At 39.7% G+C, this 23441-nt stretch carries 22 protein-coding genes, 6 pseudogenes and 1 other annotated feature; of the genes and pseudogenes, 2 read left to right on the forward strand and 26 right to left on the reverse strand.

The genetic code is table 11. The annotated features are described in order from the left end of the window. Positions 1–212: 212 nt before the first annotated feature. From JCM19033_RS01555 to JCM19033_RS01625, 14 genes and pseudogenes are all read right to left on the reverse strand, one after another. Positions 213–1166, reverse strand: coding sequence for a sugar phosphate isomerase/epimerase (locus tag JCM19033_RS01555; protein WP_054635031.1), 954 nt, complete (start codon positions 1164–1166; stop codon positions 213–215). Then, entirely contained in the window at positions 1163–2365 is a 1203-nt protein-coding gene (gene phnM, locus JCM19033_RS01560; protein ID WP_054635032.1) for a phosphonate metabolism protein PhnM, read from the reverse strand. Before phnM ends, JCM19033_RS01555 begins: the two co-directional genes overlap by 4 nt. A 12-nt stretch (positions 2366–2377) precedes the next feature. After that, entirely contained in the window at positions 2378–2776 is a 399-nt protein-coding gene (locus JCM19033_RS24850) for an ATP-binding cassette domain-containing protein (RefSeq protein ID WP_054635033.1), read from the reverse strand. Next, entirely contained in the window at positions 2773–3066 is a 294-nt protein-coding gene (locus JCM19033_RS24855; protein ID WP_054635034.1) for an ATP-binding cassette domain-containing protein, read from the reverse strand. Before JCM19033_RS24855 ends, JCM19033_RS24850 begins: the two co-directional genes overlap by 4 nt. Before the next feature lie 15 nt (positions 3067–3081). Further along, the gene (locus JCM19033_RS01575; protein WP_054635035.1) at positions 3082–3936 is read right to left on the reverse strand and encodes an ATP-binding cassette domain-containing protein; all 855 of its coding nucleotides are present in this window, start codon (positions 3934–3936) and stop codon (positions 3082–3084) included. A gap of 24 nt (positions 3937–3960) precedes the next feature. Next, positions 3961–4838: pseudogene (locus tag JCM19033_RS01580) on the reverse strand (alpha-D-ribose 1-methylphosphonate 5-phosphate C-P-lyase PhnJ). An 11-nt stretch (positions 4839–4849) separates the two neighbouring features. Continuing rightward, positions 4850–5920, reverse strand: a complete 1071-nt coding sequence (locus tag JCM19033_RS01585; RefSeq protein ID WP_054635036.1) for a carbon-phosphorus lyase complex subunit PhnI — start codon at positions 5918–5920, stop codon at positions 4850–4852. Between the two features lie 4 nt (positions 5921–5924). Then, on the reverse strand, positions 5925–6524 hold the full coding sequence (gene phnH, locus JCM19033_RS01590; RefSeq protein WP_054635037.1) for a phosphonate C-P lyase system protein PhnH: 600 nt from the start codon (positions 6522–6524) through the stop codon (positions 5925–5927). A 215-nt stretch (positions 6525–6739) separates the two neighbouring features. Then, the gene (locus JCM19033_RS01595) at positions 6740–6949 is read right to left on the reverse strand and encodes a phosphonate C-P lyase system protein PhnG (protein ID WP_157049694.1); all 210 of its coding nucleotides are present in this window, start codon (positions 6947–6949) and stop codon (positions 6740–6742) included. 24 nt (positions 6950–6973) lie between these two features. After that, positions 6974–7687, reverse strand: a complete 714-nt coding sequence (locus JCM19033_RS01600) for a GntR family transcriptional regulator (protein ID WP_054635039.1) — start codon at positions 7685–7687, stop codon at positions 6974–6976. 200 nt (positions 7688–7887) lie between these two features. Further along, positions 7888–8274, reverse strand: a complete 387-nt coding sequence (locus tag JCM19033_RS01605) for a response regulator transcription factor (protein ID WP_054635040.1) — start codon at positions 8272–8274, stop codon at positions 7888–7890. 94 nt (positions 8275–8368) lie between these two features. Continuing rightward, positions 8369–10502 (reverse strand): annotated as a pseudogene (locus JCM19033_RS01610) (RNA degradosome polyphosphate kinase). A 507-nt stretch (positions 10503–11009) separates the two neighbouring features. After that, entirely contained in the window at positions 11010–11882 is an 873-nt protein-coding gene (locus JCM19033_RS01620; RefSeq protein WP_054635042.1) for a ComEC/Rec2 family competence protein, read from the reverse strand. Positions 11883–12016: 134 nt separating this feature from the next. After that, a complete protein-coding gene (locus JCM19033_RS01625; protein WP_054635043.1) occupies positions 12017–12457 on the reverse strand; it encodes a chemotaxis protein CheW in 441 nt (146 codons plus the stop codon). A gap of 99 nt (positions 12458–12556) precedes the next feature. Between JCM19033_RS01625 and JCM19033_RS24860 the strand changes: the two genes are divergently transcribed. Continuing rightward, on the forward strand, positions 12557–12688 hold the full coding sequence (locus tag JCM19033_RS24860) for a hypothetical protein (RefSeq protein ID WP_269757910.1): 132 nt from the start codon (positions 12557–12559) through the stop codon (positions 12686–12688). Here the strand turns inward: JCM19033_RS24860 and JCM19033_RS01630 are convergent. Next, positions 12681–14712: pseudogene (locus JCM19033_RS01630) on the reverse strand (chemotaxis protein CheW). The gene JCM19033_RS24860 and the pseudogene JCM19033_RS01630 overlap by 8 nt on opposite strands. 491 nt (positions 14713–15203) lie before the next feature. On the opposite strand from JCM19033_RS01630, the gene JCM19033_RS01635 reads away from it, so the two are divergent. Next, positions 15204–15437, forward strand: a complete 234-nt coding sequence (locus JCM19033_RS01635; RefSeq protein WP_054635044.1) for a KTSC domain-containing protein — start codon at positions 15204–15206, stop codon at positions 15435–15437. A gap of 352 nt (positions 15438–15789) precedes the next feature. Here JCM19033_RS01635 and JCM19033_RS23055 read toward each other — a convergent pair whose 3' ends face one another. The 11 genes and pseudogenes from JCM19033_RS23055 to rplU all read right to left on the reverse strand — a co-directional run bounded on the left by JCM19033_RS23055 (position 15790) and on the right by rplU (position 23285). After that, positions 15790–15954: a hypothetical protein gene (locus JCM19033_RS23055; protein ID WP_157049695.1), complete on the reverse strand. Its 165-nt coding sequence runs from the start codon at positions 15952–15954 to the stop codon at positions 15790–15792. Between the two features lie 123 nt (positions 15955–16077). Then, positions 16078–16440, reverse strand: coding sequence for a DUF1516 family protein (locus JCM19033_RS01640; protein ID WP_054635045.1), 363 nt, complete (start codon positions 16438–16440; stop codon positions 16078–16080). 185 nt (positions 16441–16625) lie between these two features. Continuing rightward, complete coding sequence (gene phoU / locus JCM19033_RS01645; RefSeq protein WP_374701187.1) at positions 16626–17273, reverse strand: phosphate signaling complex protein PhoU; 648 nt, start codon at positions 17271–17273, stop codon at positions 16626–16628. A 25-nt stretch (positions 17274–17298) separates the two neighbouring features. Continuing rightward, positions 17299–18129, reverse strand: a complete 831-nt coding sequence (pstB, locus tag JCM19033_RS01650) for a phosphate ABC transporter ATP-binding protein PstB (protein WP_054635047.1) — start codon at positions 18127–18129, stop codon at positions 17299–17301. 22 nt (positions 18130–18151) lie between these two features. Next, a pseudogene (gene pstA, locus JCM19033_RS01655) lies at positions 18152–19044 on the reverse strand (phosphate ABC transporter permease PstA). 25 nt (positions 19045–19069) lie between these two features. After that, positions 19070–19986 (reverse strand): annotated as a pseudogene (gene pstC / locus JCM19033_RS01660) (phosphate ABC transporter permease subunit PstC). A 117-nt stretch (positions 19987–20103) separates the two neighbouring features. Further along, complete coding sequence (locus JCM19033_RS01665; protein ID WP_054635048.1) at positions 20104–21132, reverse strand: phosphate ABC transporter substrate-binding protein PstS family protein; 1029 nt, start codon at positions 21130–21132, stop codon at positions 20104–20106. A gap of 288 nt (positions 21133–21420) precedes the next feature. After that, positions 21421–22161 carry an MBL fold metallo-hydrolase gene (locus JCM19033_RS01670; RefSeq protein ID WP_054635049.1) on the reverse strand — a complete coding sequence of 247 codons (741 nt, stop codon included), beginning with the start codon at positions 22159–22161 and terminating at the stop codon, positions 21421–21423. A gap of 174 nt (positions 22162–22335) precedes the next feature. Continuing rightward, positions 22336–22619: pseudogene (gene rpmA, locus JCM19033_RS21810) on the reverse strand (50S ribosomal protein L27). 1 nt (position 22620) lies between these two features. After that, positions 22621–22965 carry a ribosomal-processing cysteine protease Prp gene (locus tag JCM19033_RS01675; protein ID WP_054635050.1) on the reverse strand — a complete coding sequence of 115 codons (345 nt, stop codon included), beginning with the start codon at positions 22963–22965 and terminating at the stop codon, positions 22621–22623. An 11-nt stretch (positions 22966–22976) separates the two neighbouring features. Next, the gene (gene rplU / locus JCM19033_RS01680) at positions 22977–23285 is read right to left on the reverse strand and encodes a 50S ribosomal protein L21 (RefSeq protein ID WP_054635051.1); all 309 of its coding nucleotides are present in this window, start codon (positions 23283–23285) and stop codon (positions 22977–22979) included. A 12-nt stretch (positions 23286–23297) separates the two neighbouring features. Continuing rightward, positions 23298–23371 (reverse strand) — a sequence feature (ribosomal protein L21 leader region). Positions 23372–23441 lie beyond the last annotated feature (70 nt).

A 23441-nucleotide genomic window follows, 5' to 3' on the forward strand; every position in this document is an offset into this window, starting at 1 on the left:
CCAAATTTTACAGCAGACAAACGAGATTTAATCTATTATCTTCTCTATCCGCCCATCCACAAAGAATATTAGCACACGGCTATTAACCTATATTTGAGTCCAGGTAAGTATGTTGTTAATATTTTTAATTTTACGTAAAGATAAGCGTATCTTTTGCTGTAAACAAAAAAACGACTGCCGGAGACCCTATCTCCGACAGCCTAAATTAATTGTTAGTCACGAACCTTTGAAACAAAGCTTGCTTCATTCGCCTTCCATCTTGAAATGACTTCGGGCCAGTCTTTCTCATATATATTTCTTAGTTCATGAATAAACATGCCTTTATATTCCTTCATTGTTATTTCCTTTATTACCTCAAAAGGAACATCACCATTTCCAATCGGCATATGCATGTCCCCTCTTCCCTGAGGGATTAGTTCATGTTGGTTTTTTTCTGTAGAGTAGGATGCCTTCCCAAAATTATCGTGAATGTGCATATGTATGACGTAGGGGGATATTTCAGTCAGAACATTTTCTAAGGAAAAGTCATAAAAAGGACAAGCTAAATACAAATGGCCAATATCCAGTGTCATTCCTACGTTTGGTTTCCCGATTTCCCTTACCTGTGAAACTAACTCCATAGGATTTACAGCATAACAGTAAGATTTGTGGTCAAGAAAAGGTCTCATGTTTTCCAGAGCAATCTGCAGGTTACCTTTAGCTGCGTCGTTTGCTGCTTTTGTTAGAACAGAACACTCCTCTTCAAGAAAACGAGCTTTTTCCTCACATGTGTACTCAACCCAGTCTCTTGGATATAGAAAACTCTCTTCTGCTATATACCTCCCTGGGTGATATACTAATGTTTTTCCTTGCAGGCATGATGCAATTTCTATTGATGCTAGAAGGACCTCTTCTTCAAGGTTACCTTTTTGTTGTTTATTAAACAGGTTTAAAGAATGAGGAGCATGGAAGGAATAAGACAAATGAAAATCACCAAGAAGAGATTGGTAGCTTTTAAGCTTGCCCTTATTTACTTCTCCGTTTCTAATCAGCTCCATTCCCTGAATTGGAAGTTCTACGGCAGTAAAACCCATTTCACTTACCTTTACCAGCTTTTCCTCTAATAAATGTAAATCAGCAACATCCTTGTAGTTAGGAATAGTAACGCCTACAGGGTTGGTAATCACAATAACCCCTCCTCAACTTTGTTATATGGGGTAAGTCCGTATCTCATTTCACAGACTTGTTTTCCTTTCACAAAGACCTGCTCGACTATTGGATAAGAGTCTTGAAGATCTACCATAATAATATCTGCATTTTTTCCTTCCTCAAGAGAACCTGTCTGCTTACCGATGCCCAGAGCCTCTGCGGGATTGATCGTTACCATGTTAACAGCTTGAGGAAGCGGTATCCCCAGTTCAGTGTGAAGAAAGAAAATAGATTGTAATAATGAAGGTGGATAGTAATCGGAACAAAGTATATCCACTGCTTTGTTTATTATTGCTTCCCTGGCTGATAGATTATTACTGTGGGAACGGCCAAGTAATACGTTTGGAGCTCCCATTGCAACCGCCATCCCTCTTCTTTTAGCTTCGGAAGCTACCTCTAGGGTAATCGGAAATTCACTTATAACTGCATTCCAACTTTGTGCTAATTCTACTTTTTCAATCGTGTCATCATCGTGTGATGCTAGGGGAACCCCCTTCTCTTCTGCTAAGCGGGCAATATCTGACAATACTGCAGGGTTTACTTTCCCCATGCTTTTCTTATGCTCTAACCAATGCTCTATCTCTTTCTCTGTTAAATTTTGTTTCCCCATCATGTATCGTTTTTGTACTTCCAGATCACGGTACTGTCCCTGCCCTGGAGTATGATCCATAAAAGAAAGCTGGTCTATTTTCTCTTCTTTCAGAAATCCTTTTACAAATTCTGCTCCTACAAAATTTGTAATTTCAAACCTTAAATGAATGAAATGGTTCATTAGCCTGTTAGAATTAGTCAAGTTCCTAATCTCTTCTAGAAGGGCAATTACGTTTTCATTTTTTCTAACCCATTTTTTGGGATCCTCAAGCATGCTTAACGAGTGGTAGGTAGTTGTAATTCCTTGTGCAACTAACTTTTTTTCAAGTTCAAGAAAAGCTTGTTTTGCAGGAAAGATGGTAGTGGGTCTAGGCTGCATCTCCATTTCTATGGCGTCACTATGGCTGTCTATTAAACCTGGAAGAATCCATTTTCCTGAAGCGTCGATTTCATGGCTGGCTCCTGTAGACCTAGAATGAGGCAGAATAGAAGTGATCATTCCATTTTCAATTTCTATGGTCCCTTGTGAAATTTCAGCTGAGGGGGTTACAATGGTACCGTTAATGATTCTAACGTTATTAATCATCCTCATTCTCCTTTATTCGATAGTTTCTTGAACAGGTGTCAAGTCCAATAGTTGATCTGATAAATGAGCCATTGTGTCCCAATCATGAAACACACCGATGACAGCTGTGCCTTCTTTTTTTACGTCTACTAAAAGCTTCAGCACTTTTTTCTCCATCTCTTTATCCAATGAAGCGGTAGGTTCATCAAGTAAGAGCAGTCTTGGCTGCTTGATAAGAGCTTTAGCAATGTTAATACGCTGCTTTTCTCCCCCGCTGAACGTGGAAGGATACATGTTAAAAAGCTTCCTTTCTATACCTAGCTTCTCTAAAATAACAGCTGCTTTATCTTTCCTATCCTCTTTACTTATTTTCTCGCCTTCCAATTCATCTGCGACAGCATCAATGGCACTTACTCTTGGTATGACTCTCAAAAATTGAGAAACATAACTGATTTCTTTCTTTCGCAAAGAATGATTTGCCGTTCGCTGGCAGAAACAAGATCTACCCATCCTTGCTGTTGGGATTGATAGTGTATACTTCCTTTGCTTGAAAGATAGGTTCGATAAATACATTTTAAAATAGAAGATTTCCCTACACCGCTTGGTCCGGCAATCCCAAGGCATGTTCCCTCGTCTAAGGAAAAGGTTAAATCTTTGACAGGCTGAATCATAGAACCATCGCTACCCGTGAATGTTTTGTTTAATGATTTTACCTCTAACATATCTTCATTTCCTTTCTATATAAGAGAATGAACAAGCAGCTTTGTATATTCGTGCTGAGGATCTTCCAGTATTTGATCTGTCAGGCCTTCCTCAACGATCCCTCCTTGATGGAGAACAAGTGTCCTGTCCGTAAGCATTCGGATAACACTTAAATCATGAGAAACCACGATCATTGAAACCTTCAGTTCTTTTTGCAGAGAGCGAATTAAATCAAGAACTTTTGCCTGAACAGATAAATCTAGGCCGGTGGTTACTTCATCAAGTAATAGCATAGGCGGCTCATTGGCGAGAGCTTTTGAAATTTGGACTCTTTGCTGCATCCCCCCACTGAAATTCTTGGGAGGCTCGTCCATTCTTACACGGCTGATTTCTACTCTTTCTAACAGTTCTACAGCACGCTTTCGTATGTGTCCGACATGATAGCAGTCTGCTGCGATTAATTTTTCAGCAATGTTGCCTCCACTTGAATAGTCCATCCGTAAGCCCAGGTATGGATTTTGGTAAACCATACCCATATGATGATTTCGAAGCTCCCTTTGCTTTTGAGCAGAGGTTGTAAACACATTTTCCTTGCCATGTTCAAAAGTTTGGACAAACATTTCCCCATTTGTTGGTATCTCTTCCAAGTAAAGAGAGCGTACGAGAGTACTTTTTCCTGATCCGCTTTCTCCTACAATGCCTAGGATCTCACCATGATAGAGATCAAAATTGATATCGCGGCAGGCCCATATTGTTTGACAACCAGAACAACGATTACCTTGAAACGAGAATCCTTTTCTATTCCTGCAGCTTTCACATCCATCACCATATTTTTTTATGAGTTTCTTACTTGCAGTAAAGGTTCTTCCTGCAAGTAAGAAACCTTCGATGCATGCGATTCCCTGCTTTGGATCTTATTCATTCACTTTCCCTCCTGGTTCACTTCTTCGCTTTCCACAATAAGCAGTATCTGAGCACTGGTAGAGGATCTCGTTTGTTTTTTTATCCATTGTTTCTTCAAGAAAAGAATGTGAGCAGCCACAGTGTTTACATTTCTTCCCCTCAAACCTTTCAATTTCAAAAGGATGATCCTCGAATTGTAACGGGACAACATTCGTATAAGGCGGGACAGCATATATCTTTTTTCTCGACCTGCGCCAAGCAAGGTTAAAAAAGATGACTGGTGAAGTTTTGGATTGTCCCATCTCGGAATGGGGCTTGGGGCCATGACATACCTGTTATTAACGAGTACAGGATAATCTGCACCATACACGCTGTTACCCCAACGTACAATGTCTTCATAAACTTCCAGCCACATAGCCGTATAATCTTTTTCAGCGTGCTGTCTTTTTGTCACTTCTTCTCTCGGCTCTACTTTGCGTAAAGGCTCAGGCTTGGGCACTTGCAGGATTAATACTTGATTATTATTTAATGGTTCTTCTGGAATACGGTGCCTTGATTGAATAATCGTTGCTTTGGTGGTGTCCGTGGCAGTCCCGGCATTTGTTGTGTCATTGATAAGTTTTCGAATACTGACTGCGTTAACACTGTCATCACTGCCTTGGTCAATCACTTTTACAAAGTCTTCGTCTCCAAGTAACGATAACGTTAATTGAAGGCCTCCCGTTCCCCATCCTCGTCCAATGGGCAATTCCCGAGATGCAAAGGGCACTTGATACCCTGGAATAGCGACCGCTTTTAACGTTTTTCTTCTTATTTCCTTTTTAGAAGCTTCATCCAGAAACGCATAATTATAAGGCTTTCTTTTTGGCTGCTTTGCAATCTTACTCATCCTTATGCCCCCTATTCATCTTCATCCTTGGCATTTCTAATTCGATCCAATGCGGATTGAAAGGTAACATAATGGGGGAGCTTCAAATGAGAGACAAAACCATTTGCTTCCACACTGTCTATGTGAGTTAACACAAACTCTTCCTGTTCTGCAGGAGAACTTCCCCCGTCTGTAATACTTCGATCCAAAATCGCCATTGAGATCGCTTTTAATTCGTTCTGGCCAAAGCAAAACCCATATCCTAGAGTAAATTCCACATTACCTGTGCTTTTGTTTTCTTCAAATCTATTAATCGTTTCCACTTCAGTAACCAGTACCTCTCCTGCATACACTTTTTCCCCCGGCTGGAAAGGATGAGGAATATACACAGGGACATACCCTACTCGAAGCTCTGCTATCGTCGGGTGGACTGCGCCGAACCCTCTCATACTGCTATAGGCAAGAGCCATCATAGCTCCTGTTTCACCTCGGGCTAACGTTTGCAGCCTTGCAGAACGGGGGGCCGGAAAGGACATATTATCCCTTGTGATATCAAACGGTTCTTTACTTGTTGAGGAGGATGTCTTTTCTACCAATTCTTCATTACGAAGGATATCTATTACTTTTTGAAATATCGCTTCCTCATTTTCCCATTCCGTAGGATCTATATCATCATGAAGAAAATCTTCTATTTGTTCATTTGTTAAGTCGAAATTTAGCAGTCTGTGAGTGTAATCATACGTAGGACCCAATACTTGTCCTCCAGGAACGTCTTTAAACGAGGAAGAAATTCTACGAATCACTCGCATACCATTCGTATCTACCGGCTCTGAATAATGGTTTCTTTCTAATGTTGATCGGTATGCTCTCAGCAGAAAAACTGCTTCAAACGTATCTCCTTCTCCTTGCTTTAGCGCTAAAGCAGCAAGAGACGGACTATACATTCCCGCTTCACTCATGACTCTGTCTATCAGGAGCCTCATTTGTTTTTGAATATGAGAAGGATCCAAAGGAAACTCGGAATTTGTCAACCGATAGGACTTAACTAGTTTTTCTGCTTCCTCAATAGCCTCTTGTCCTCCTGTAACTGCTACATAAGCCATGTGTTCACCTCATTTTTGTAATTGTTGTTGTTCTGGGCAGAGCACATATTTCCCCTTCTTCTGTATAGAAAATAAAGTCTATCCCTAACGGAAATTCTTTGTTGATCCTCTCTCTTACTTCCATCCATTTCTCGTTCAGACCGGTAATGGCCATAAAAATTTCTTTATTTATTCCTGGTCCTGTCAATCTATATCTTGTTTTGTCATAACCATCAACCCTAATGATCAAGGTGCTGCTCGTTTCAGGAGATGCAAGTGTACCCACATTAAGCTCTCTCTCTAAACTATTAAGATCAATTTCATAATTCTCATAAAAAAATAAATATTGTGCTTCCTTTACAGGAGTATGTTTCGCGTATGTAGTCTCTGAAATAGCTTTTTTCAGTTCCGAATGATCATGAACATAATAAGAGACTTCTTGATCGAGTAAGGTTTGAGATAGCAGCATTGAAGTACCTATACTTTTTAAAGAATCATCATTGTCATAGTATTCCGTGTTTAATGCTCGTACTCGCCCAGGATTGGAGAATACATATAAAAGATCCCGGTAAACTTTTTGAGTTTCAGTAATCAAGGATGAGCGAGATTCAATTTGGTCAAACATTAAGATCCTCCTTTGTGTCAAACTCAACCTTTGTTTTTAGAACTGCCTCTGTTTCCTTCTGCTTATCCTTTTTTTGCTTTTTTTCTTCATTTATTACTATTTTTTTCAAGTTTCAATTTCTGGCAGCTTCATCTGGAGGGCGAGGTCTATGACTGCAAGATAATACGCTCGTTCTATCTCATCTCCTAAAACGGCTCCAAAACCGTAACTATCATCTAATTTAACAATGCACTCTGTAAGGAGGCTTCCCCGGAGTAAAAAGGTTGACCTTTCACACTATCTCTTCCTTTTACCATCACAAGGCTGTTTTGAGGAGGTTTTATGATTTCAATGGTGTAAACCTCTTCGATAGGAGCTAGCAATTCTTTGACAACATCTAACTCTGCTTCTGTGAGTGTTACTTTCCAATCAAATTTGGTCATCATGTCGATTCCTTTCTTTGGATAGTGCTAAAAACCAACAGAGACATTACAAAGGTCGCCCCGAAATTTAGCCCTTGTAAATTCCATTCGATTCCCTCGCTGATCGCACATCACGCTTTCTATTTGCAAAAGGGGCGTATTAGGTGAAATATCAAGATGGATTGCCTCCTTGGCGTTTGGGTATACGGCCTGAAATGTTGAAGCAAGTCGCTTGGGATAAACACCATAATCACTTTCAAGTATGTGATACAAAGAATGAAAGTTGTGCAGGTACTTTTCTAAGTCTTCGAATAGAAAACAAGGAAGAAACGTATCACCTTTTGCTACCGGGATTTCATCTGCGTAACGAATGATTTCTAAGTGATATACCTCTTGTTCCCTTGTTAATCCCAAAGTGTCTTTTACTTGGAGATGAGGCAGAACAACTTTTTTACTTTGAAGCTCAGCTCCAGGAACATTACCAGCTCTACGGATGATATCGGAAAACCGGGTTAGAGGAGAAACTTCATAATGAAAATTCAACGGAGGATTGACTACAAAATATCCAACCCCCTTTTCAGCACGTATAAGACCTACCTGAATTAACCGATCCAATGCTTGCCTTACAGTATAGCGATTGGTAAGAAACCTCTGACACAGTTCAGCTTCCGAAGGTAATCTGTTATCTTTGGAATAGAGTCCTGCTTCCACTTCCTTTTGAATAAAATCAGCTACTTTCACGATTTTTTCCTTTGTTGGCATTCAGTTCACCTCCAATACACTTCCACTGTAACTTGTTTACATGTAGAGAAAGTAAAGACAACTTAAATCTTTAGTAAACTTCATTAATATAATTAAAAAGTAGCCATCTATGGAAGCTGAACTGCTGATAAATTTACATGAATCAAGCATTCTAATTGACCAAACAGAGTAGATCGAATCGAACAAAAAAAACGATCCTGCTAGGATCGCTGCACGTAATTGTTTATTAAAAGTTTGTCTATCCTTGCCCCTAATTCTTTTAGGGTAAAAGGCTTTTCTAGTATTTCATAATTAGCACTTACATTATATTCCTTTTGCTTACTATTGGTTGTAACAAACAACACTGGAATTTCAACCCCTGAAAAAAATATATCTTGACAAATGGTTACAGGATTTTCTTTACTTAAATCAAGACTTAGAATTATTAAATCATAGGAGGAATCAATTTCTAAGGATAGCTCTTTTCCCGTATGAAAATGTTCAATTGAATGGCCTTTAAATTCTATATTATAGCCAATCAACAAAGCATGAGCTGGTTCATCCTCCAGCAATGCAACCTTATAGGTTATATTTTCTACAACATTCACTGTTCATTCCCCTTTTACTATTGATACTACATCTTTTTAACTGAAAGCATGTGAAGGAGGTGGTTAATACCATTAAATAGCGTAGACTTTTTTCTTATCCTTCCCTTTCCCCTGTATCCCCCTCTTTTTCCGTGGTTGGCAAAGGATGAATAAGGTCCATAATTTCCAGTTGACTATTAATAATAGGAGCGTCATTAGAAGGCTTAACATAATGATATTTGCCTTCATTATCCTGTTCTCTTGCTTTAACATTGTCGGACAAGTAAAGAAACAGCCATTCTCTCACTCGTTTTTTCAGGGTAGGATGTAGAATTGGGAAGAGGATTTCTATACGCATCTCCATATTTCGAGTCATCATATCTGCAGATGAGAAGTATGTCTGTTCTTCACCGTTGTGATAAAAATAAAAAATCCTGCTATGCTCTAAAATCTCCCTACAATGCTTCTTACCTTTATATTCTCACTTACTCCTTTTATACCAGGACGCAAACAGCAAATGCCCCGTATAATTAAATCAATTTTCACCCCTTGATTGGAAGCCTCGTAAAACTTTTTAATTAGAATATTATCAGTTATTGAATTCATCTTGACAATGATATGTCCATTTTGGTGAAGCTTGTGATATTCCATTTCTTTTTCAATTAACCTTATAAAATCTTCCCGGATGTCAAAAGGGGCAACGGAGATGTAATTGTATTTCGGTTTGGCTGTATATCCGCTAATGTAGTTAAAAAAGTTCGTAGCATCAATACCAAATTCTCTTTTTGTCGTTATGAGGGCCACATCAGTATACAGTTTTGCTGTAGCGTCATTATAATTTCCTGTTCCTAAATGAACAAACCTTTCTATTTTACCGTTTCTTTTTCTAACAACCAACGTAATTTTACTGTGAGTTTTTAAATGAGTCATACCATAAATCACATGGCACCCTGATTTTTCCAGTTCTTTAGCCCAACTGACATTATTCTCTTCATCAAATCTTGCTTTAAGTTCTACAAGGACAGTCACTTGCTTTCCATTCATAGCGGCTTGTTTTAATGCTTGAATGATAGAAGAATCTTTGCTTACTCTGTAAAGGGTTTGCTTTATTGCTAAAACAGTTGGGTCTGTAGCTGCTTCATTCACCATTTCCACTACAGGCTCAAAAGAATCGTACGGGTGATGAAGTAAAATGTCGCGTTCTAAGGCAGTGGCAAAAAGTTCTTTTCCTGAAGACAGCCCAGACGGGATGCGGGCGGGCAACGGTTCTTCAACTAAGGAATCATAATTCTTCTCCCCCCACTTATAAAATGAAAATAAAAAGGTTAAATCGAGAGGACCTTCAACAATAAATGTGTCATCAACATGTATGCCTAGTCTTCTCTGCAAATAATAAAGAACTTTTTCATCATATAGAGGGCCTTCTATTTCCAGCCTGATCTCTGCTCCCCATCTTCTTTTTTTATCTCCTCTTCAATGACACTTAACAAGTCTGAAGCCCCGTCTTCATGAATAGTTAAATCAGCATTTCTTGTAATGCGGAATGGAGTTACACTGTTAATTTGGTAGCCGCTGAATAATTTGTCCATAAAATATGTAATTACATCCTCAAGTAAAACAAAGACTTTCCCTGTTGCACAGGACACTTCCACTAACCTGTCCATCACACTTGGCACCTGAACGATAGCAAGCTTCCCATTCAATTGTTTGGCTTGATCTGTCTCCTCATTCTCGTCATTGATGATTATTGCAAGGTTCAGAGTTTTGCTTAAAAATTGTGGAAAAGGACGATAACTATCTATAGCTCTAGGAGTGACTACCGGATAAATTTCCTCGTCAAAAAACCATTCAAGTTCCTCCTTTCGCTGACTGGAAAGAGAGCCTACTTTTGTAATTATGATATCTTGTTCCTTTATTAAAGGAAGAAGCGTTTCATTGTATATTTTATACTGCTTTGAAACGAGCTCACTCGTCATTTCAGCAATATGTGCAAGCTGCCGTTTGGGCGTCAAGCCAGACTTATTATCCGGCTTTTTAAAACCTGCTTTCACCTGGTCTTTCAAACCGGCAACTCGAACCATAAAAAATTCATCTAAATTTGCACTGAATATTGCCAAGAATTTAAACCTGTCCAATACGAAATTGCGTTCATCCTCAGCTTCCTCTAAAACCCTGCGATTAAAAGCCAGCCAGCTTAGTTCCCGATTATTATATAAACTTGGGTCAGAAAGTTTTGGTGTCTGATCCACTGTATCTTCCGTCCCCTTTCCCTAATTGTTTTATTAATTCGATAATAAACGAGAAAGTTTGCACAATCCATTGCCCAAATATAAATTTTTGTTAATTTTTTGTAAATTAAATGAAAGCGGTTACTATTAAATAATATAATCTACACTATCGCTTTATAATGGCTTAACGTTTCTTTGGTATTATGAAGGTGCGTCCATGAAAGCAACTCTCTTTCAAGGCGTCCCCCTTTTATCCTTTGCACTAGTTGCAAAGGATATTTCTTTTTCTGCAAGTATAACTGTGACAGATGTTTCTGAGAGGATATTATACATAAATAGAATCATGGTCATAGGTAAGAAACTATCAAAACGATGGGTCTCAGGGTTATTGGATTTATATAATTATTTCTCCTGAATCTCATACCCTTCCTTCAAGTACTGAAACTGCTGGAAGGCAGTGATGCACCCTAAACCTGCCTATCGTATTCAACTATACTAACAGAACCGAAGACACTCATTGCGAGTTTTTCAGGAGGCTTCCAGTGCTTCTTGAAGCTCTTCATTTTCATGTTCTGCTTCCAGCCAGTATTCCTCACCATCAGTAACAACTAAGATTGTTCCATGCTCTGGTGTTCCAAATACAGGAATGCCTGCCTCCTCTACTCTCTCAATAACTTCATCATGTGGATGACCGTATTCGTTTGCTCTTCCTGCGGAATACAGAGCTACTTCTGGAGCAACAGCCGAGAGAAAGTCTGGATTCGTAGAGGTGCTTGAACCATGGTGGCCAAGCTTTAATATATCCGCATGCAGCTGTTCTCTGCTTTCTTTAACCATAGCTGCTTCTCCTTCCTCCTCAGCATCTCCTGTGACAATAAATGAAATGCTGTCATAGGAAATACGCACGCTTACTGAATCCTCGTTTAAATCTCCTGTCAGTTCATCTGGGTGAAGAACATCCACTGATAAATCTCCGATAACATATTCTTCTCCTCTCCTTGGTTCATGGTAATTAGCCTCTGACTCTATGATAGCGTCCAAAGTTCGTTCAAAGGTTGCTGTTGTATGTTCCCCTCCTGACATCCAGACCTCATCCACCGGAAAGGACGCCAGCACCTCTTCCATTTGTCCGATATGATCAGCGTGGGGATGAGTACCAATGACAAGATCGATTTCTTCAATCCCTGCTTTCTGTAAGTATGGTACTACTTCTTCTCTGTCATGGCGTCCGGTATCAATTAATATTGTCCCTTCAGGTGCCTCAAATAAAGTCGCATCTCCTTGGCCAACATCAATATAGTGTACAGCTAAAAGGTTGTCCTGAGTTATATCTGATGGTGGTTCTGTCGTTTGACAACCAGAGATTAGAAGTAAAGCAGTAACCATAAAATAATATTTCATTCTACCCTTCCTTTACGTTGTTTCATAATCGTTCGGTTATTAGATAAAACAGCAAACAGAGCATTTTATACTTATGTTAACTCTAAAAAAGCAAGCAATCATTAATGAAAGCTTGCTTCTTATTGCTGATTCTATTATTCACTTAATACTTTTTCAAGATGTAAGAGGGTTAAGAAACGTCCATCCAAGTTAACAATCCCCTCTAGATAGTCTTCTTTCACTCCACCTATAATTTCAGGCGGAGACTCAATTCTATCGACTGGTATATCCAGTACATCATTCGCTCCGTCTACAACTAATCCTGCTTCTATTTCCTCAAGGGTAATCATTAAAATCCGTGTAGATTCATCAGCATGTTTCTCTTCAAGCCCAAACCGTTTTCTAAGGTCAATCACAGGTGTAATCACCCCTCTTAAATTCATAACTCCTATAATAAAAGACTGGACCCCAGGAATTCTTGTTACATTTTGCATTCGTTCGATGGACTGTACGTAAGTAACGTTTATGGCGTATTCTTCTTGACCCAATTGAAAAATAATCATCTTTAATTGGTCATTATCAGTTTCCGTAGTCATACATGGTACCGCCTTTCCTAAATTAGGTCTCTTACTGGCTGTTATTGTTTATAATATAGGCTTTCCCTGGCTGGAAGAGAAGGACTACAGCTTAAGTCTATGAAAAACAGCAGGATGAAAGCCTTCCCCAGGATTATTCCAGCCTACAAGAATCTCGTCAGGGAAGGCCATATCGGTATTCATCATAGTGAAGAGACTAACATTATCCTTACCTATACGGAATTTATTTAACGAGTGCGTTCGTATCTACAATCAGTGCTACTTGGCCGTCTCCCAAAATTGTCGCACCAGAAATAGCAAAAACATTTGAAAGGTAATTTCCTAATGATTTTAGCACCACATCATGCTGTCCGATCAGTGAGTCAACAATGAGGCCAGCCAGTTTTTCCCCTTTTTTTACAATTACCAGGGAATGAATCTGGTTCTCCAGCTTCTCTTTTGATACATCAAAAATACTCGAGAGAAAAACCAAAGGAACTATTTTACCTCTAAAATCAATTACCTTCTGGCCATGATAATTGTAAATGTCTTCTTTATTGATAATCGCCGTTTCTACTATAGCTGATAAGGGCAAACCATATTTCTCCTCTCCGACCTCTACTAATAGGACATCTATTATAGAAAGAGTTAATGGAAGCTGAATGGAAAAAATGGATCCTTTTCCTTCTATAGAATCAACAGTTACAGACCCTCCTAACGTTTCAAACGTATTCCTCACTACATCTAACCCAACTCCACGCCCGGAGACGTCCGTTACTTCATCCGCTGTACTAAAACCTGAAGCAAATAAAAGATTGTAGACTTGCTGGTCACTCATCTTTCCTGCTTCTTCTTCCGAAACCACTTCATTTTCCAACGCTTTTTGAAGCACTTTCTGCTTATTTATTCCTGCTCCATCATCCTCTATTTCAATAAAGACATTATTTCCACTGTGGTAAGCCTTTAAGATGACTTTTCCTTCTTCCGGCTTTCCAGCTTCTCTTCTTACTTCCGGCTTTCAATGCCATGATCAATGGAATTTCGGATTAAATGAACCAGTGGATCACCGATTTCATCAATGATCGTCCGGTCAAGCTCCGTTTCTGCGCCGATGACTTCAAGCTTTAATTGCTTCCCTAGTTCTTTAGACAAGCTGCGGACCATTCGAGGGAAACGGTTAAATACCTGTTCAACCGGCATCATTCTCATCGTCAGAATGATTTCTTGCAAATCCCCTGAAATTCTTGACATATGTTCTACCGTCTCATTGAGCTCATGATTGTTTAGTTCAGAAGAAATCTGCTCCAAACGTCCACGGTCAATCACCAGCTCCTCAAATAAATTCATGAGGACATCCAAACGTTCAATGTTCACTCTGATTGTTTTGTTTACCTCACCACCAGATTTCTCTATTTTTTTATTCTCCCCCTCATTCGTAAATGGAGAAGTTTTTTCCTTGTTGTTTTCTTCATTACTTTTTACTGTGGTGTCCTTTTGCCTAGTGATCTCTTCTTTTGTTACTGAGTGAATATGTACTTCCTCTACTTCTGAGATACTTTCTAACTGGCTTTTATCTTTTCGCCCTCTTCCTGAGAAAGAAGTGTGACAATAAACTCGTTTTCAAAATCTTCATTCTCTAATTTTTCAACGGGTGGGCTGGATTTCACTACTTCTCCAACACCTTCAAATACCTCAAAAACCATAAAAACGCGGGCAGCCTTCAGCATGGTTTGATTATCAAGCATTACTTTGATTTCAAAGACATTATAATTTTGTTCTAATGACTGTACTAGTACCGTGCTTTCGAATTGATCATAGAAGTGTTCAGTTTGTTTAAGAATTTCCTGATCTTTGACTGCTGCTATTTCCTGTAAGGGACTGCTGTTTTGAGCCTGATTCCCCTGCTGGATACGCTCAAGATTCGCTGCAATATCCTGAATATCTTTCTTTCCCTCTCCTCCTTGGGAGATATCAATGACCATTTCCTCTAAGGCATCTACAGCCTCAAAAATGATATCAATAACTTGAGAGGTAACACTCAGTTCATTGTTTCTTACAAGATCGAGAACGTTTTCCATTGAATGGGTAAGCAGAGCTAAATCCTGATATCCCATCGTGGCAGACATACCTTTTAACGTATGAGCTGAACGGAACACTTCTCCAACTACTGACAAATCAGCAGGATCACTTTCCAAACGAAGCACGTTATCATTGATCGCTTGAATATGTTCCTGACTTTCTTCTATAAATACATCTAAGTATTCATTGTTATTCATAGGATCCACCTCAATTAGCTAAAGTACGTCTTTTCCTCAAAGAAAAGAGGAAAAGCTCGCTATGAAGAATCTGTTGCCAAACCATAGTGTTACATTTTGTTGTTGATTTTTCGGTAAAAGATGCTTCCTTGCACCCAAAGTTACAAATGAGAGATTTGCATTCCCGGTGTCTTTTACGCCTCGGGCATAGTTTCGTCTTCCTTAGAAAAACCATCATGCGGGATCTTTGGATCGTGGTATAAGGCGTCTCGCGCTTTTATCTACAATCAATTACTTATAAAAAATCAACATTTCCCTTGCATAGAACCGACCCATTATTAAAGGAAGACTTACCTGCTCATCATTTTCCTTATTCTTCATATCGACTAAATTACAATTCTTTTCACTCTTTCCTTTTACATACGATATTTTCATGGCCCGGAATATAAAGTTTTTTCCCGGAGACTAAAGGGAAAGGGTAAGATAAATTCTACTAAAGAGGAGGCTGACAGATGACAAATAGAAGTGATCATGTAGCAGGAGCCGCTATCACCTCAGTCAGCTATGATGAAAAAACGTATACCTTATATGTTAAGTTTGACAACAACGTCACCCATATCTTTCACGATATTCCCAGTCACATTTATGTTGCTCTATCCTCACAGACCGTTGATGATAGAGAGCAATATTACGAAGAAAAGCTTAAAGGTCAATTCCGTTCACAAATTATTGACCCTAATTCCTAGAGCTAATAAGTAAGAGTCTGGGACAAAACTGTCTCACCAAAATAAATAAGGCTCCAATTATCAAAAGACGATAATTGGAGCCTTATTTTTAGATTCAAAATTGCTGTAGAGTTGTCGTTGATTGTTCAAAAATCACGAGATCACTCCCCGAGATCCAGCGGTTGATCTTCCCCGGTTAGTTGAAGCCTTGTCTCCGGGATAGAAGACACCGTGAATGCGAATGAAGTGAAGCTTGAACGGTTATTACACTTGTGCTTTTAGGTGCATGCCAGTGTATCTTTGAACAAACAAACAATAGAATACAGAAAATAAAAAAGAGCTCTCACCGATGATTCTTGAGTATCAGCTTCACTTAAATGGCACTTCCCTTGTTTCTAAGATACTTTAAATAAGCCAACTCTCTCCCTTCATAGAAACGCTTATCTAAAGCAGACATGCGAAACGCTTTTTCTTGTTCTTTCTTTGTGTACACTCTGGTCTGGAAATTTACCGTAAAACCAAGGAAATGAAATTGCACTTCCTGCTCTCCTCGCCTCTAAAATTTAGCTGACTTACTTCCTTATATATACTAATAGTAAATTTCAGGTAGCACAGAATATTTCATAAGAACAAAAAACACAGCGGCTATCCCGCTGTGTTTTTATAAAATGACATTGTAGCCTATCATGATTATGAGAATAAGAGCAATCGCAAACTGCACCCAGTAGTACGTACGCTGACTCCCGGTAAGCTCTCCTCTTTTTGTACGGCCAAGGATTACTTCCATTAAATAAATAAGCCAAAGAGCCAAGATCGATTTAACAGTATAGTTAATCGGAAAGCCATAAGAAATTAATAAATAAACACCTGAAACGATCATAAGTACATAAAACAAACGAGCGATATGATGAGGAATCTTATATCCTTTTTCTTTGCCTTTTGTTAGGTTTATGTACGCAATCACAAAAACGATAACAAGTAAAAGCCAAACCGAGCGGTGGATATTGAGCATTATGTCCAGCATGTTTCTTCCTCCTGTAATGTATGTAAGTGTAAGTAATTACCCTGCTTCATTATAATACAAGTTAGAAGGAAGACAAACTATTAACGACGAATTTTATCATTTGTTTGCAAAACCGTCATACAATAGAGAGATAAAAGAGGAGACACAAAAGACATTATAAGATTTCCACTTTTTTCTGTCTCTTTTTAATTAAGGTCGAAATACTTTCCGTTTGCCTCATAAACAATCCACTCAGCAATATTTGTTGCATAGTCAGCAATTCTCTCAATGTACCGGCCAATAAATGCTAACTGTGTGACTTCCTCAACTATTCCTGTGTTAGGGACAAGCTGAAATAGATTTCGAATAAATAAAGCATACTTCGTATCAATTAAGTCATCTTCCTGTGCTATTCTTTGGGCTGCAAGAACATTTCCTTCATTGTATGCACGCAAGGCTTTCTTAAGCATGTCGCATGCTTGTTCTGCAAGGACACATAACTCTATTCTTTCGTCTGTTAAAGCTCCTTTTTTTAGGCGCTTTCCTCCTTTGGCCATATCTACTGCCAAGTCCCCTACTCGTTCAAGGTCACTGGAAATTTTCAGTGCGACAATCACCGATCGCAAGTCACTTGCTACAGGCTGCTGTTTTGCAATCATAAGAGTAACTGTTTCATTAATCGATGTTTCCTTTTTATTAATAATGTAGTCACTGGATATCACATATTCAGTCATAATCTGGTCATTATTACGCAAGGCGTAAATCACTTGCTCAAAAGCGTCAGTTGCGAGTTCACCCATTTCTAAAATGGTAGACCGTAAATTCTCCAGCTCTTTTATATAATGCTCTCTCACACCCATTTCTGCCCCTCACTTTCTTTTATCCAAAACGGCCTGTAATATAATCTTCAGTCCGTAAATCTTGAGGAGTGGAAAACACTCTGTCTGTCTGGTCAAACTCTACCACTTCTCCATTTAGGAAAAAGGCTGTTTTATCAGAAATACGAGCCGCCTGCTGCATATTATGGGTGACTATAACAATGGAGTAATTTTTCTTTAGCTCCTGTACAAGCTCTTCTACTTTAAGAGTAGATTTTGGATCCAACGCTGATGTTGGTTCGTCCATTAAAATAACATCCGGTTCAATAGCCAGGCACCTTGCAATACATAACCTCTGCTGCTGGCCGCCTGATAATCCATAAGCATTTTCGTTTAATCGATCCTTCACTTCTTCCCAAATTGCCGCTCCTTTTAAGCTTTTCTCCACAATATCCTTAAGAATTTTTTTATCTCTAATTCCATGCACCTTCGGCCCGTAAGCCACGTTTTCAAAAATAGATTTTGGGAATGGATTTGGCTTTTGAAACACCATTCCTACACGGGTGCGAAGCTCTTCTACCCGGTAAGAGCGCTCAAAAATATTCTTGCCCCTGTAAAGGATTTCACCTGTGGTTCTCACACTAGGGACAAGTTCAACCATTCTGTTTAATGTTTTAATATACGTAGATTTTCCGCATCCTGATGGACCGATAATCGCTGTTACATGATTTTCCTGAATCGGCAGGTCAATGTTTTTTAATGCCTGAGTCTCCCCGTACCATAAATTTAGTCCTCTTGTATCATATATCACTTTGTTATCCTTCGACACCGGCTCTTCATTTAGCTTATTCTCAATTTTAATTTCACGGTTTTTCCGTAAGGTTGTCGCCATGATCAATCAGTCTCCTTAAAAATTAATATCGCTTTTGAAACTTTGCCCGAATGAGGATTGCCAGAGAATTTAATATAAACAAAACGAGAAGCAGGACAACGATCGTAGCTGCAGCTAAGTTCGCGTATTCATGAACCAGCACAGCATCAATGGTCCAGTAATATATTTGCATTGGCAGAGCTGTAAAGTTGTCCATTGGTCCCGATGGTACAGGAATTAACAAGGCAGGAATACCCAGGACGACAAGTGGTGCTGTCTCCCCTATAGCTCGGGAAAGTGCAAGGATTACTCCTGTTGCAATCCCAGGTATGGAAGCAGGAAGTACTACATTCTTTATCGTCTGCCACTTTGTTGCCCCCATCCCGTAAGACGCTTCACGCAGAAAGCCTGGCACAGAGCGAATGGCTTCCTGAGCGGACACTACGACAATTGGCAGAACAAGGAGCGACATCGTTAAAGCACCAGCTATGACGCTAGCCCCAAAGCCAAACATTCTTACAAACACAGTAAGTCCTAAAATACCAAAAACAATAGAGGGGACACCTGCTAAATTAGCAATGTTGGTTTGGATAAAAGAATGAAGACGACCCCTTTTGGCGTACTCTTCTAAATAAATGGCAGTACTTATGCCAAGTATCATAGTTACAGGTCCCACTATAAGCATCAGCATAAAGTCCCTGTAATAGCCCCTCTGATCCCGGCAATTTCCGGATTTGATGAAAGTCTGTCAGTTAAAAACTGCCAATCAATCCAGCCTGCGCTGTCCATAGCTACGCGATATAACAGAATAGCCAGGACGACCAGCCCTATAAATGTAGAAACCAGGAACAAGTACTTTACTGCTTTATTCAACATGAGACGCTTGTTCATTTTCCGGTTTACAAGGTCAAGATCAATATATTCCTCTTGTTTCATTTCTGGCTGCTTCATGCTCAATTGCTTAATACACCTCCCTGAATCTCTTGCTGATGTATCTTGCAAGCATATTCATGGTCAAAGTAAAAACGAATAACGTCATGGCCACTGCATAAATACTGTAGTAGATAGGAGTACCCGCTGCCGCATCTCCACTGGTAACTTCTACAATATAAGCCGTCATTGTCTGCATGGATTGGGTGATATCAAAGGTAAAATTTTTAGAACTCCCGCTTGCAATCGTAACAATCATTGTCTCGCCAATCGCTCTGGAAATGCCCAAGACAAAGGAGGCAATAATGCCTGAAATTGCAGCAGGAATAACAACACGAAACGTCACTTCTAATTGGGTGGCACCTAACGCCATTGCCCCTTCTCTCATGGAATTCGGCACAGAATTCATAGCATCTTCAGAAAGAGAAGCCACAAGTGGATGATCATTATTCCCATGACGATGCCCGGGCTTAACGCATTGGTAGCTGATAGTCCTGGAATGACATCTCTTAAGACTGGAGTCACGAATGTAAAGGCAAAGAAACCATAAACAATTGTTGGTATTCCTGCTAAAACTTCAATCATTGGCTTCAACACTTTTCTTGCTCTCTTCGAAGCATATTCGCTTAAATAAATAGCCGTAGTCAGGCCAATCGGCACAGCCACCAGGACAGCTATTAGAGTAGTCATCAACGTCCCCATGATTAAAGGGAGTATACTAAATTGGGGATCAACCGGGCTAAGGGGCCTCAATACCGTTCCTGAATAAAATTCGAAAAATGATACCTCTCTAAAAAACATGATTGTTTCCCCTATAAGAGTAAAAACAATTCCTACAGTAGTGATTACCGATACAAATGCAGCTGCAAATAATAATACTGGAATCGTTTTTTCAACGATTCTTAACGCATTTTTGGACTGTTTTTTATTTTTAATGATATCTTGCACGTTTGATGTCTTTGGCACAAGCAGCTGCCTCCTTCACAACGAACCGTCACCTTTTGAGAATATTTATAAACAGATGAAAAGCAAAGCTGCTTCTCATCTGCTTTTCCTTAGGAAACCTTATTGAATAGATTGTACATCTTCAAGCTGTTCATTGAGCTCTTCCTCTGGAAGAGGAGCAAATCCAGTGTCACCAGCCAAATCATCGGCTACTTCAAATACATATTCAGCGAATGCTTTTACTTCTGGCTTTTCTTGTGCAGAGTTAATACTTAGATTTGTAAAAACAGGCCGGGTAAATGGTCCGTACTCCCCATCTTCTTCGATTGTATCCAAAGAAGGCTCTACCGGGCCGTCTCCAAAGTCAATTGCAACTGCTTCAAGCTCATCTGTATTATTCGCATAATACCCATAGCCGAAGAAGCCAATGGCGTTCTCATCCTCGGAAATTAAAGTGACAAGGGTAGAATACTCTTGTTGAAGGTTGATTGTCTGGACAAGATCCTGCTCATCAATAATCTCTTCTACAAAAAATTCGTTGGTTCCATGGTTCTCATTCGGGCCATAGAAATTCACCTGTTCATCAGGCCAGTCAGAGCGAATGTCAGACCACATGATCTCATCACTCTCATTGATATTTCCTGTAACAAAAATTTCTTTAATTTCTTCTTCTGTCATTTCATTTGCCCAGTCATTATCTGGATGGATAACAATCGTTAATCCATCTAACGCTACCTTGTATTCTCTCGATTCAATACCGTTTGCTTCTAGTTCCTCAATTTCTTCCTCTCTAATTTCACGGGAAGCATTTGATAAGTCGGTTTCACCGTTCACAAACCTTTGCATGCCCGCGCTTGTTCCTGCGCGGCTGACTTCCACACTTACACCTTCCTGTTCATTTATCATAAACTCTTCAGCAATCCGAGCCATTAAGGGGTATACGGTGCCAGATCCATCAATTGCAACGGTACCGCTAAGTTCTTCACCAGCTTCGTTATTATTTTCTTCTGTGTTATTACCATCTGTTTCTTCCGCCCCACTCGTGGCAGCCTCCTCAGAAGTTCCCCCTTCTTCTCCTTCTCCACAAGCTGCTACAGCCGGTATAGCTGCTGCTAGTAAAAGAACTGATAACCATTTCTTAGTGTTCATCTGTCAATTTCCTCCCTTTTCTCCCAATAGGTATGTTCTTTGTCTCACGATTTATGTATCTATCGCTCACAATTGCAATTATAGGGAAGCTTCGTAAAGGAGATATTGTGAAATTGTAAAGATTGCGCAAAGAAATCTATTAATTTATTAAAAAGAAATTTACAATTCAAACTTTTTATATTTATCTCATTGTCAGTTTAATAGTTAGAAATTATCCTCGTAGTAGTCCTCCTCTTCAGCAGTGCACTAAAAAAGCTCCCTGTATATTCAGGAAGCTTCTTGCCTTGTTTATTGTTCGATTGTTTTTTTCCAGCCAGCATGCGCAGTTTCAACATTGCCTTGAAAATATTCCTTCGCTTCACTTACCAGCTGCTTATGGTTTCCAAAGTGGGGAAGATGAGTAAGTAAAAGTTCTTTTGCTTTCGCAGCATCTGCCAGTTTTCCTGCTTCATGGCTGTTCATGTGGCCAGCTGCTGTTCCGTCTTGTCCGGCAAACAGGCTGCATTCAGCTATCATAAGGTCACAGTGCTGTGCATGGGAAGCAAGAGCGGGCATATATCCTGTATCCGCTGTGTAAAATACAGAACCCTTTTCTGTGGAAATGCGCATGCCGTAACAAGCTACGGGATGAGAAGTTTTCACAAAAGTAATTGTAAAAGGGCCTGCCATTAAAGGTGCCTGATCTGTGTATGGAAAAGCGGCAGCCAGATTTTTATAGGAGAGAGCAGAAAATCCTTGTGAATCTTCCTGGTGCCCATATATGGTTAATGGTTTCTCAAACCCTTCTCCATAATAAGATAGAACTCTGTGATAATGCAGGACTCCAATGTCTGCGATATGGTCATTATGGTAATGAGAAAGAACTACACTATCCAGCTCTTTTAAGTCAATATACTGTTGCAAAGATGAAACAACGCCACTTCCACAGTCTACCAGCATTTTGTATCCTTCTTCTTCAAATAAATATCCAGAGGTTGCTTCTCCGGCCCCCGGATAGCCATGCCAGTACCCAATAACCGTAATTTTCATTGCTTACCTCCCAGTTATTCTTTTCATAATCTCCCTGATTCCATTGTACCTTTTTCAGCTGCTTTTTGTCTCAACACGCTGCCTTCTGCTTTGCACTATTCTCTCCCCTCGCTTTAACAAAAAAGTTCTATAAAAAACTCCCGGTCTATTACTAGACCGAGAGTTTCTTTCTGCTTATGCTTCTTTTGGATATACGCTTACTTGTTTGCGCTTTTTACCAAGACGCTCAAACTTCACAACGCCGTCTACTTTTGAGAACAACGTGTCGTCACCGCCGATGCCAACGTTTGTACCTGGGTAGATACGCGTTCCTCTTTGGCGAACTAGGATAGAGCCGCCAGTTACAAATTGGCCGTCTCCACGCTTGGTTCCAAGACGCTTAGAGATAGAGTCACGACCGTTCTTTGTACTACCTACCCTTTTTTCTGAGCGAAGAACTGAAGATTCATTTTCAACATGTCATTCACCTCCTTGATTTTCAGCAATAGTCATGTAATCGCCGTATTCTTCGGCAATGGAGTGAAGAGACACCAGCATTCCTTCTAATAGAAGCTGGACATCCTCAAATACACGCCCGCTTACATGAGACGGAACCGTGCAGCGGAGATATCCCCCATTGTCACTCATATCCACATCTAATTCAATATTGCATAAGGCGGAAATTCCATTCACCGCTCCAAGGGAGACTGCAGAAGCGCCTGCACAGACAATATCTTGTCCATAAGGACCTGACTCCGCATGTCCCGACATGGAAAACGAATGAATTGTACGATTGCTATTCCGCTCAACCACTATTTCAATCATGTGATTGTCCCTTATGCATTAATTTTGTTGATTACAACTTTAGTATATGGCTGACGGTGACCGATCTTACGACGGTAGTTCTTTCTTTTCTTGAACTTCCATACGATCACTTTCTTTTGACGGCCATGCTTGTCAACTTTTCCAGTTACACTGGCACCATCTACAAATGGAGCGCCGACTTTCATGTCATCTCCGCCAACAACCAATACTTTGTCAAAAGTTACTTCTTCGCCTGCAGAAGCATCCAGTTTTTCGATGTAAACTTCCTGGCCTTCTTCGACTTTGATCTGTTTACCACCAGTTTCAATGATTGCGTACATTTCTGCACCTCCTATTATACTCAGACTCGCCAATGCAGGTGCCTGGACGGGCTTAAAAACCTTCATTTGTGCGGTTGTAGTTTGGGTGCTTACCAAACGACTAACAAAAAAGATCATATCACAAATAAGATTCCAATGTCAATATCACATCATACG

The organism is Thalassobacillus sp. C254, assembly GCF_001310615.1.